9 protein-coding genes are annotated in these 10,112 nt (G+C 69.7%); 2 read left to right on the top strand and 7 right to left on the bottom strand.

The features are described from left to right. Positions 1-159: 159 nt before the first annotated feature. The 3 genes from H5J33_RS01425 to thyX all read right to left on the bottom strand — a co-directional run bounded on the left by H5J33_RS01425 (position 160) and on the right by thyX (position 3,854). On the bottom strand, positions 160-1,845 hold the full coding sequence (locus tag H5J33_RS01425) for a ribonuclease J (RefSeq protein ID WP_181792911.1): 1,686 nt from the start codon (positions 1,843-1,845) through the stop codon (positions 160-162). Between the two features lie 160 nt (positions 1,846-2,005). Continuing rightward, positions 2,006-2,905, bottom strand: a complete 900-nt coding sequence (gene dapA / locus H5J33_RS01420) for a 4-hydroxy-tetrahydrodipicolinate synthase (RefSeq protein ID WP_030619160.1) — start codon at positions 2,903-2,905, stop codon at positions 2,006-2,008. A 211-nt stretch (positions 2,906-3,116) separates the two neighbouring features. Continuing rightward, positions 3,117-3,854, bottom strand: coding sequence for an FAD-dependent thymidylate synthase (gene thyX / locus H5J33_RS01415; protein WP_181792909.1), 738 nt, complete (start codon positions 3,852-3,854; stop codon positions 3,117-3,119). A gap of 187 nt (positions 3,855-4,041) precedes the next feature. Here thyX and H5J33_RS01410 point away from each other — a divergent pair, with 187 nt between their 5' ends. After that, positions 4,042-4,278, top strand: a complete 237-nt coding sequence (locus H5J33_RS01410) for a hypothetical protein (protein WP_181792907.1) — start codon at positions 4,042-4,044, stop codon at positions 4,276-4,278. A 103-nt stretch (positions 4,279-4,381) separates the two neighbouring features. Further along, positions 4,382-4,936 carry a phage holin family protein gene (locus tag H5J33_RS01405; RefSeq protein ID WP_181792905.1) on the top strand — a complete coding sequence of 185 codons (555 nt, stop codon included), beginning with the start codon at positions 4,382-4,384 and terminating at the stop codon, positions 4,934-4,936. A gap of 82 nt (positions 4,937-5,018) precedes the next feature. On the opposite strand, the gene H5J33_RS01400 is transcribed toward H5J33_RS01405, so the two are convergent. From H5J33_RS01400 to H5J33_RS01385, 4 genes are read right to left on the bottom strand one after another with little or no spacing between them, the layout of a single operon-like run. Beyond that, positions 5,019-5,471: a tetratricopeptide repeat protein gene (locus H5J33_RS01400; protein WP_181792903.1), complete on the bottom strand. Its 453-nt coding sequence runs from the start codon at positions 5,469-5,471 to the stop codon at positions 5,019-5,021. A 13-nt stretch (positions 5,472-5,484) separates the two neighbouring features. Continuing rightward, complete coding sequence (gene dapB / locus H5J33_RS01395) at positions 5,485-6,237, bottom strand: 4-hydroxy-tetrahydrodipicolinate reductase (protein ID WP_181792901.1); 753 nt, start codon at positions 6,235-6,237, stop codon at positions 5,485-5,487. A gap of 26 nt (positions 6,238-6,263) precedes the next feature. Beyond that, positions 6,264-7,643 (bottom strand): pitrilysin family protein, encoded by a 1,380-nt coding sequence (locus tag H5J33_RS01390; protein ID WP_181792899.1) that lies wholly within the window; start codon positions 7,641-7,643, stop codon positions 6,264-6,266. After that, entirely contained in the window at positions 7,640-9,859 is a 2,220-nt protein-coding gene (locus H5J33_RS01385) for a polyribonucleotide nucleotidyltransferase (RefSeq protein WP_181792897.1), read from the bottom strand. Before H5J33_RS01385 ends, H5J33_RS01390 begins: the two co-directional genes overlap by 4 nt. Positions 9,860-10,112: the final 253 nt, after the last annotated feature.

The following is a 10,112-nucleotide window of genomic DNA, read 5'->3' as shown; positions in this document are numbered from 1 at the left end:
TTATCAGAAGTTCTGAGCCGGTTTCCCACCCGCCCCGGGCGACCGTGTCCGGCACGTGAAGTGCTGGGGTTCCCGGGTGGGCGGAGCCGTAAACGTACTGGAGCGGGGCGCCCCGATGCAAATCGAGGTGCCCCGCTCCAGGTCGGTGCCGACGCGGCGTCAGACCTCCACGACCACCGGGAGGATCATCGGCCTGCGGCGATAGGTGTCCGAGACCCACTTGCCGAGGGTCCGGCGGACGAGCTGCTGGAGCTGGTGGGGCTCCACCACGCCGTCCTGGGCGGACCGCTCCAGGGATTCCGTGATCTTCGGGAGGACGTCGGCGAACGCCGAGTCCTCGATGCCGGAGCCACGGGCCTGGATGTGCGGGCCACCGGTGATCTTGCCGGTGGAGGCGTCGATGACGACGAAGACCGAGATGATGCCCTCGTCGCCGAGGATCTTGCGGTCCTTCAGCGCCGGCTCGCCGACATCGCCGACCGACAGGCCGTCGACGTAGACGTAACCGGCCTGGACCTTGCCGGAGATCTTGGCCTTGCCGCCGATCAGGTCGACCGCCACGCCGTCCTCGGCGATGACGATCCGGTCGTGCGGGACGCCGGTCAGGGCGCCCAGCTCGGCGTTGGCCCGCAGGTGGCGCCATTCGCCGTGGACCGGCATCAGGTTTCTCGGGCGGCAGATGTTGTAGAAGTACAGCAGCTCGCCCGCGGACGCGTGGCCGGAGACGTGCACCTTGGCGTTGCCCTTGTGGACGACGTTGGCGCCCCAGCGGGTCAGGCCGTTGATCACGCGGTAGACCGCGTTCTCGTTCCCCGGGATCAGCGAGGAGGCGAGGATGACCGTGTCACCCTCCACGATGCGGATCTGGTGGTCGCGGTTGGCCATGCGGGACAGGGCCGCCATCGGCTCGCCCTGGGATCCCGTGCAGACCAGGACCACCTCGTCGTCGGGCAGGTCGTCCAGCGCCCGGACGTCGACCACCAGGCCCGCCGGGACCTTCAGGTAGCCGAGGTCGCGGGCGATGCCCATGTTGCGGACCATGGAGCGGCCGACGAAGGCGACCCGGCGGCCGTACTCGTGCGCCGCGTCCAGAATCTGCTGGATGCGGTGGACGTGGCTGGCGAAACTCGCCACGATGATCCGCTTGCGGGCGCCGGCGAAGACCTGCCGCAGGACGTTGGAGATGTCGCGCTCGTGCGGGGTGAAGCCCGGGACCTCGGCGTTCGTGGAGTCACTGAGGAGGAGATCGATGCCCTCTTCGCTCAGCCGCGCGAACGCGTGCAGGTCGGTGAGGCGGTTGTCCAGCGGGAGCTGGTCCATCTTGAAGTCGCCGGTGTGCACCACCATGCCGGCGGGGGTGCGGATGGCGACGGCCAGGGCGTCCGGGATGGAGTGGTTGACGGCGACGAACTCGCAGTCGAAGGGACCGACGCGCTCGCGGTCCCCCTCCGCCACCTCCAGGGTGTACGGACGGATCCGGTGCTCCTGGAGCTTCGCCTCGATCAGGGCGAGGGTGAGCTTGGAGCCGATCAGCGGGATGTCCGGCTTCTCGCGGAGCAGGAACGGGACACCGCCGATGTGGTCCTCGTGACCGTGGGTGAGGACGATGCCCTCGATGTCGTCGAGGCGGTCCCTGATGGACGAGAAGTCCGGCAGGATCAGGTCGATTCCGGGCTGCTCCTCCTCGGGGAAGAGCACTCCGCAGTCGACGATCAACAGGCGGCCGCCGTACTCGAAGACGGTCATGTTCCGGCCGATCTCGCCGAGGCCGCCGAGCGGGGTGACCCGCAGGCCGCCTTCGGGGAGCGGCGGGGGCGGGCCGAGTTCAGGATGCGGATGACTCAAAAGACTCTCCTCAACCACGCGCGCCACGTACCGGTCGGGCACGTGGCGCGCGTGACGTTCGTGCAGAAGCAGTTGTTTGTGTGGGGTGCGGGCACCGGTGGCCCGCGTCTGCGGTTGTCGATTCAGTTGTGAAGCCCGTGCTGTGGTGCCAAGTCTTTAATCAGAGCTGTACCCCGCCGGCAGCAAGATCGATCTTGAGCTGGGCGATCTCCTCGGCGGAGCACTCGACCATGGGCGAGCGCAGCGGCCCGGCGGGCAGGCCCTGGAGCGCGAGGGCGGCCTTGGTGGTCATGACGCCCTGGGTGCGGAACATGCCGGTGTAGACCGGGAGCAGCTTCTGGTGGATCTCGGTGGCCTTGACGACGTCACCGGAGACGAACGCGTCCACCAGGGCGCGCAGGTCGGGGGTGACCAGGTGGCCGACGACCGAGACGAAGCCGACCGCGCCGACCGAGAGCAGCGGGAGGTTCAGCATGTCGTCGCCGGAGTACCAGGCGAGGCCGGAGCGCGCGATGGCCCAGCTGGCGCGGCCGAGGTCGCCCTTGGCGTCCTTGTTGGCGACGATCCGGGGGTGCTCCGCGAGCCGGACCAGGGTCTCGGTGTTGATCGGGACACCGCTGCGGCCGGGGATGTCGTAGAGCATGACCGGCAGGCCGGTGGCGTCGGCGACGGTCGTGAAGTGCCGGTACAGGCCCTCCTGCGGGGGCTTGTTGTAGTACGGCGTGACGACCAGCAGTCCGTGGGCGCCGACGCGCTCGGCCTCGCGGGCCAGCTCGACGCTGTGGTGGGTGTCGTTGGTCCCGACGCCGGCGACGACATGGGCACGGTCGCCGACGGCCTCGAGGACGGCTCGTACCAGGTCCGATTTCTCCGCGTCGCTGGTGGTCGGGGACTCGCCGGTGGTGCCGTTGACGATCAGGCCGTCGTTGCCTGCGTCCACCAGGTGGGCGGCGAGCCGCTGCGCGCCGTCGAGGTCGAGTGCGCCGTCCGCCGTGAAGGGCGTGACCATGGCGGTGAGGACCCGCCCGAAGGGGGTCTGCGGAGTCGAGGTCGGAGCCATGGGTAACACGCTACTCGGTACGCGATGCGGGGTCTGCTCTCGGGGTGTCGGGAAAGTCAGGACAAAGATGGAGCCCGGCACTGCCTGCTCGGGGGTTCAAGCAGTGCCGGGTCCGTTTGATCAGGCTAGATGAACTTCTCCAAATGCCGCAATACGGACACTTCGCCAGGCTGATCCGTACGGCCGTTCCCAATGCGGGAACAAGGCTTCGTTACGGGGCCACACGTCCGTTCGCGTTGAAGGCGGCGTACGTCAGCGGCATGAGCTTCGCCCACTCCGCCTCCATCTTCTCGCCCACCATCTCGATCTCCCGCTGCGGGAAGGAGGGCACCTTGGCCAGCTCGTGCTGGGTGCGCAGGCCGAGGAAGTGCATCAGGGAGCGCGCGTTGCAGGTGGCGTACATCGAGGAGTAGAGGCCGACGGGGAGGACCGAGCGGGCGACCTCGCGGGCGATGCCCTGGGCGAGCATCTCCTGATAGGCGGCGTAGGCCTGGCGGTACGACTCCTCCATGGCCTGTCCGGCCCGGGCGTGCTGCTCCTCGGTCCCCTCCACGAAGACGTACTTGCCCGGCCGGCCCTCCTGGACCAGCTTGCGGTCGGCGTCGGGGACGTAGAAGACCGGCTGGAGCTCGCGGTAGCGGCCGGACTCCTCGTTGTACGACCAGCCGACGCGGTGCCGCATGAACTCGCGGAAGACGAAGATCGGGGCGCTGATGAAGAACGTCATCGAGTTGTGCTCGAACGGGCTGCCGTGCCGGTCGCGCATCAGGTAGTTGATCAGGCCCTTGGAGCGCTCGGGGTCCTTGTTCAGCTCGTCCAGGGACTGCTCCCCGATGGTCGACACGCGGGCTGCGAAGAGCACGTCGGAGTCCGTCGCGCTGTGCTTGACCAGTTCGACGGTGACATCACTGCGCAGGTCGATCTTCGGCTCATCCGGGGTGCGGGTCACGGTTGGACAGGTCCTTCCCACTGCTGCTTGAGGTTCGCGCCCACTGTACGGGGGCACCCGGCCGCGAACGAAAGTGACCTTCGCTGCGATTTTTTCCGGACATGGGGCACCTTTTGTGTCACTCGAACGTCTTTACCGGTGAAGCGTGCCCATTCGATCTTCGTTTCCCGAAAGGAGCGTCAGCGCGATGCTTCGTCGGCGAGAGCCCGTACCCTTCGCCTTCCTGGCCGAGGCGGACAGGTTCCGCAGCAATGTGACTCCTCCGCCCCGTCAGCGGGCTTCCTTCGGCGAGCTGGCCGGGCGCTGGCTGCTCGGCCTGACCCTCGTCGCCGGGATCGTGGGGGCCCTGATAGCCGGCATGCCGGCACTCTCCACACCGTCCGACGCGCCGGCTCAGCAGTCGCAGGCGTCCCAGGGGCGCTGAGCGCGGGGCGCTGACCCTTCCGGACGCGCACGGCTGGTGGGCGCACACCCGGCCGGATAGCCTCACCGGGCACAGCCCCGCGAGGACCGAGTGAGGACCAGCCGTGCCCCTGCCCTTTCTGACGGCCGACCGCAGCTTCGAGACGGCAGCCGAGAGCGCGCTGCCTTATGACGACCCGGACCACTGGCGGCGCCCCTACCGGCCTGGGCCCTGGCGGGTGGGCATGGCCGCGCTGTGGCTGTTGCTCGCCTCGTTCACGCTGTTCGGCGCGGTGCTCACCGCGCTGACCGGCTCGGTGCCCAGTGCGGCGGCGGTGCTCGTCACGGGTCTGCTGATCATCGCGGGCGCGCTGCGGCTGCTGCGCATGGGGGTGTGGGTGAGCCGGCGCGGGCTGCGCCGGACCGGCTTCCTGCTGACGCGGACGCTGCCGTGGGAGCGGGTGGTCTCGGTGCGCACGGTGCAGCGGCCGGTGCGCTGGCTGGGGCTGCCGCGCACGGTGCAGGGGCAGGCGCTGGCCCTCGTCCGTACGGACCTGCCGCCCGACGACACCCCGCCGCTGCTGACCACGCACACCCTGGACTTCCTGGGCCGGCCGATGGCCTTCGACCGGGCATCGGACGCGGTGGAGGCGTGGGCGGCGGAGTGCGGGCGCGGCTGACCGTCCCGAAGGCCGCAAGGGGCTCCGGGGCGGCTCGAAAGGCGGGCGCCCCGGCTCCGCGGCCGGGCGCCGGCAGGGCCCGTCAGTCCCGTACGGGCTTTCCGTCGTGCAGGGCGATGGCCCTCTGCATCGCCTTGCGGGCCCGCGGGGTGTCGCGCGCGTCGTGGTAGGCGACGGCCAGGCGGAACCAGCAGCGCCAGTCGCCCGGGGACGCCTCCGTCTCGGCCTTGCGCTTGGCGAAGACCTCGTCGGCCGAGTCACGGTCGATCCGGCCGCTGGGCAGGCGTTTCAGCTCGTCCACCGGCAGGCCGCCCTCGGCTTCCAGCTCGGCGGCCAGCTGGTTGGCCTTGCGGACGAACTCGGTGTTCTTCCACAGGAACCACAGGCCGATGACCGGCAGGATCAGCACCGCCACGCCGAAGGTGACGGTGAGGAGCGTGCCGGACTGGATGAGCATCACGCCACGGCTGCCGACCAGGACGAAGTAGAAGACCAGGACGGCGGCCGTGACGAGGTAGGTGATCTTCGCGCGCATGAGGTGTCGGGGCTCAGTTCAGATCGAGGAAGTGTTCCAGGCCGAAGGTGAGGCCCGGAGTGGTCACCACGCGGCGGACGCCGAGCAGGATGCCCGGCATGAAGCTGCTGTGGTGCAGCGAGTCGTGCCGGACGGTCAGGGTCTCCCCCTCGGCGCCGAGCAGCACCTCCTGGTGGGCGAGCAGGCCGCGCAGCCGTACGGCGTGCACGGGGACACCGTCGACGTTTGCGCCCCGGGCGCCGTCGAGGGCGGTGGCGGTGGCGTCCGGTGCCGGGGCCGTGCCGGCCGCCCGGCGGGCCTCGGCGATGAGCTGGGCGGTGCGCGTGGCGGTGCCGGAGGGGGCGTCCACCTTGTTCGGGTGGTGGAGTTCGACCACCTCGACCGACTCGAAGTACGGCGCGGCGAGCTGCGCGAACTTCATGGTGAGCACGGCCCCGATGGAGAAGTTCGGCGCGATGAGCACGCCGGTCTCCGGGGACCGGTCGAGCCAGCCCTTCAGCTGCGCGAGGCGCTCGTCGGTCCAGCCGGTGGTCCCGACGACCGCGTGGATGCCGTGGCGCACGCAGAAGTCGAGGTTGCCCATGACCGAGGCCGGGGTGGTCAGCTCGACCGCCACCTGGGCGCCGGTCTCGGCCAGGGTCTCCAGCTTGTCGCCCCGGCCGAGGGCGGCGACCAGTTCCATGTCCTCGGCGGCCTCGACCGCCTTGACCGCCTCGGATCCGATCCGGCCCTTGGCACCGAGGACCGCCACGCGCAGCTTGCTCATGTTCCTGCTTCCTAACCGGTGGTGTTTCAGGCGACCGCGTCGTGCAGCCGGGCGGCCTGCTTGTCCTTGAGCGGGCCGATGACCGACAGCGACGGACGCTGTCCCAGGATCTCGCGGGCGACCGAACGGACCTCGTCCGGGGTGACCGCGGCTATCTTCGCCAGCATGTCGTCGACGGACATCTGCTCGCCCCAGCACAGCTCGCTCTTGCCGATGCGGTTCATCAGCGCGCCGGTGTCCTCGAGGCCGAGGACGGTGGAGCCCCGGAGCTGGCCGATGGCGCGGGCGATCTCGTCGTCCGACAGGCCGTCGCGCGCGACCTGGTCGAGTTCGTCGCGGCAGATCCGCAGCACGTCGTGGACCTGGCTGGGCCGGCAGCCGGCGTAGACGCCGAACAGGCCGCAGTCGGCGAAGCCGGAGGTGTACGAGTACACGCTGTAGGCGAGGCCGCGCTTCTCCCGGACCTCCTGGAAGAGGCGGGAGGACATGCCGCCGCCGAGGGCGGTGTTGAGCACGCCCATGGCCCAGCGGCGGTCGTCGGAGCGGGCGAGGCCGGGCATGCCGAGGACGACGTGCGCCTGCTCGGTCTTGCGGCCGAGCAGTTCGACCTTGCCGAAGGTGCGGATCGCACGGCTGCCATCGCGCGGGGCGATGGGTTTCGCCTGCGGGTCCTTCAGGGCGCCGGCCTTCTCGAAGGCCGCGCGGACCTGGCGGACGACCTTGGCGTGGTCGATGTTGCCGGCGCAGGCGACCACGAGGTGGGTCGGGTCGTAGTGCTTCTTGTAGAAGCGGCGGATGCGGTCGGCGGTGAGGGCGTTGACCGTGTCGACCGTGCCGAGGACCGGGCGGCCGAGGGCGTTGTCGCCGAACATGGTGTGCGCGAACAGGTCGTGCACGCAGTCGCCGGGGTCGTCCTCGGTCATGGCGATCTCTTCGAGGATCGCGCCGCGTTCGACGTCGACGTCCTCCTCGAGGATCAGCGAGCCGGTCAGCATGTCGCAGACCACGTCGATGGCCAGCGGCAGGTCGGTGTCGAGCACGCGCGCGTAGTAGCACGTGTACTCCTTGGCCGTGAACGCGTTCATCTCGCCGCCGACCGCGTCGAGCGCGGCGGAGATTTCGAGCGCGCTGCGCCGGGCCGTGCCCTTGAAGAGCAGGTGCTCCAGGTAGTGGGTGGCGCCGTTCAGGGACCGGGTCTCGTCGCGGGAGCCGACGTGGGCCCAGATGCCGAAGGTCGCGGAGCGGACCGAGGGCAGCGTCTCGGTGACGATGCGCAGGCCGCCCGGGAGGGTGGTCTTGCGGACGGTGCCGATGCCGCCCGCGCCCTGGATGAGGGTTTGGGTACGGGCGACGGCCCGCGCCTCCGAAGAGGGGCGGGCCGTCGCCTTGGAGCTACGGGACGTCACTGCTCGGCGTCGTCCTTCGCGTTCTCGTCGCCTTCTTCGCCCTCGATCACCGGGATGAGGGAGAGCTTGCCGCGGGAGTCGATCTCGGCGATCTCGACCTGGACCTTCGCGCCCACGCCGAGGACGTCCTCGACGTTCTCCACGCGCTTGCCGCCGGCGAGCTTGCGGATCTGCGAGATGTGCAGCAGACCGTCCTTGCCGGGCAGCAGGGAGACGAAGGCGCCGAAGGTGGTCGTCTTCACGACCGTGCCCAGGTAGCGCTCGCCGACCTCGGGCATCGTCGGGTTGGCGATGCCGTTGATCGTGGCACGGGCGGCCTCCGCCGAGGGACCGTCGGCGGCGCCGATGTAGATCGTGCCGTCGTCCTCGATGGTGATCTCGGCGCCCGTGTCCTCCTGGATCTGGTTGATCATCTTGCCCTTGGGGCCGATGACCTCACCGATCTTGTCGACCGGGATCTTGACGGTGATGATCCGCGGGGCGTTCGGGGACATCTCGTCGGGCCGGTCGATGGCCTCCATCATCACGTCGAGGATGTGGAGACGGGCGTCGCGGGCCTGCTTGAGGGCCGCGGCCAGGACGGAGGCCGGGATGCCGTCCAGCTTGGTGTCGAGCTGGAGGGCGGTGACGAACTCCTTGGTGCCGGCGACCTTGAAGTCCATGTCGCCGAAGGCGTCCTCCGCACCGAGGATGTCGGTGAGGGTGACGTAGTGCGTCTCGCCGTCGATCTCCTGGGAGATCAGGCCCATGGCGATGCCGGCGACCGGGGCCTTCAGCGGCACACCGGCGTTCAGCAGCGACATGGTGGAGGCGCAGACCGAGCCCATGGACGTCGAGCCGTTGGAGCTCAGCGCCTCGGAGACCTGGCGGATCGCGTACGGGAACTCCTCGCGCGCGGGCAGCACCGGCACGAGGGCGCGCTCGGCGAGGGCGCCGTGGCCGATCTCGCGGCGCTTCGGGGAGCCGACGCGGCCGGTCTCACCGGTGGAGTACGGCGGGAAGTTGTAGTTGTGCATGTAGCGCTTGCGGGTCACCGGGGAGAGGGTGTCCAGCTGCTGCTCCATGCGGAGCATGTTGAGGGTGGTGACGCCCAGGATCTGGGTCTCGCCACGCTCGAACACCGCGGAGCCGTGCACCCGCGGGATGGCCTCGACCTCGGCGGCGAGCGTACGGATGTCCGTCACGCCACGGCCGTCGATGCGCTTCTTCTCCTTGATCACGCGCTCGCGGACCAGCTGCTTCGTGAGCGAGCGGTACGCGGCGGAGATCTCCTTCTCGCGGCCCTCGAACTCCGGCAGGAGCTTCTCGGCGGCGAGCGCCTTGACGCGGTCCAGCTCGGCCTCGCGCTCCTGCTTGCCGGCGATGGTGAGCGCCTGGGCCAGCTCGGGGCGGACGGCCGCCGTCAGGGCCTCGAACACGTCGTCCTGGTAGTCCAGGAAGATCGGGAACTCGGCGGTCGGCTTGGCGGCCTTGGCGGCGAGGTCGGCCTGGGCGCGGCACAGCACCTTGATGAAGGGCTTGGCGGCCTCCAGACCGGCGGCGACGACCTCCTCGGTCGGCGCCTCGGCGCCGCCCTCGACCAGCTTGATGGTCTTCTCGGTGGCCTCGGCCTCGACCATCATGATCGCGACGTCGCCGTCCTCCAGGACACGGCCGGCGACGACCATGTCGAAGACGGCGTCCTCCAGCTCGGTGTGGGTCGGGAAGGCGACCCACTGGCCGCTGATCAGCGCGACGCGGACGCCGCCGATCGGGCCGGAGAAGGGCAGGCCGGCCAGCTGCGTGGACGCGGAGGCGGCGTTGATCGCCACGACGTCGTACAGGTGGTCGGGGTTGAGCGCCATGATCGTGGCGACGACCTGGATCTCGTTGCGCAGGCCCTTCTTGAAGGACGGGCGCAGCGGACGGTCGATGAGGCGGCAGGTGAGGATGGCGTCCTCGGACGGCCGGCCCTCACGGCGGAAGAAGCTGCCGGGGATCTTGCCGGCGGCGTACATCCGCTCCTCGACGTCCACCGTGAGCGGGAAGAAGTCGAGCTGGTCCTTGGGGTTCTTGGAGGCGGTGGTGGCCGACAGCACCATGGTGTCGTCGTCCAGGTACGCCACGGCGGAGCCGGCGGCCTGCTTGGCCAGGCGGCCCGTCTCGAAGCGGATGGTGCGGGTGCCGAAGGGGCCGTTGTCGATGACGGCTTCGGCGTAGTGGGTCTCGTTCTCCACCAGCGTTTTCTCCTCGTCTTCGTCCTGTGCCTGCCCGTGTGGCAGGGGGACGGCGTGTGGAGAGGCGCTCCGTGCGGTGCGGGCCGGTCTTCGATCGAAGCACCCGGGGCGTTTTCCCCGGGGGCCACTACCGAGGACCGGCGGCGACTGGGTGCGCTTCTCCTCGTTCTGTCTCGTACTCGTACGCCGTGCGTTGTGCTACCACACTACAAAGCGTGAGTGACACTCCGCACGTTTCCACCTGTACGACGGT

The organism is Streptomyces sp. WELS2, assembly GCF_013870595.1.
Taxonomy (GTDB): domain Bacteria; phylum Actinomycetota; class Actinomycetes; order Streptomycetales; family Streptomycetaceae; genus Streptomyces.
This window is presented reverse-complemented; position numbering and strand designations above follow the sequence as displayed.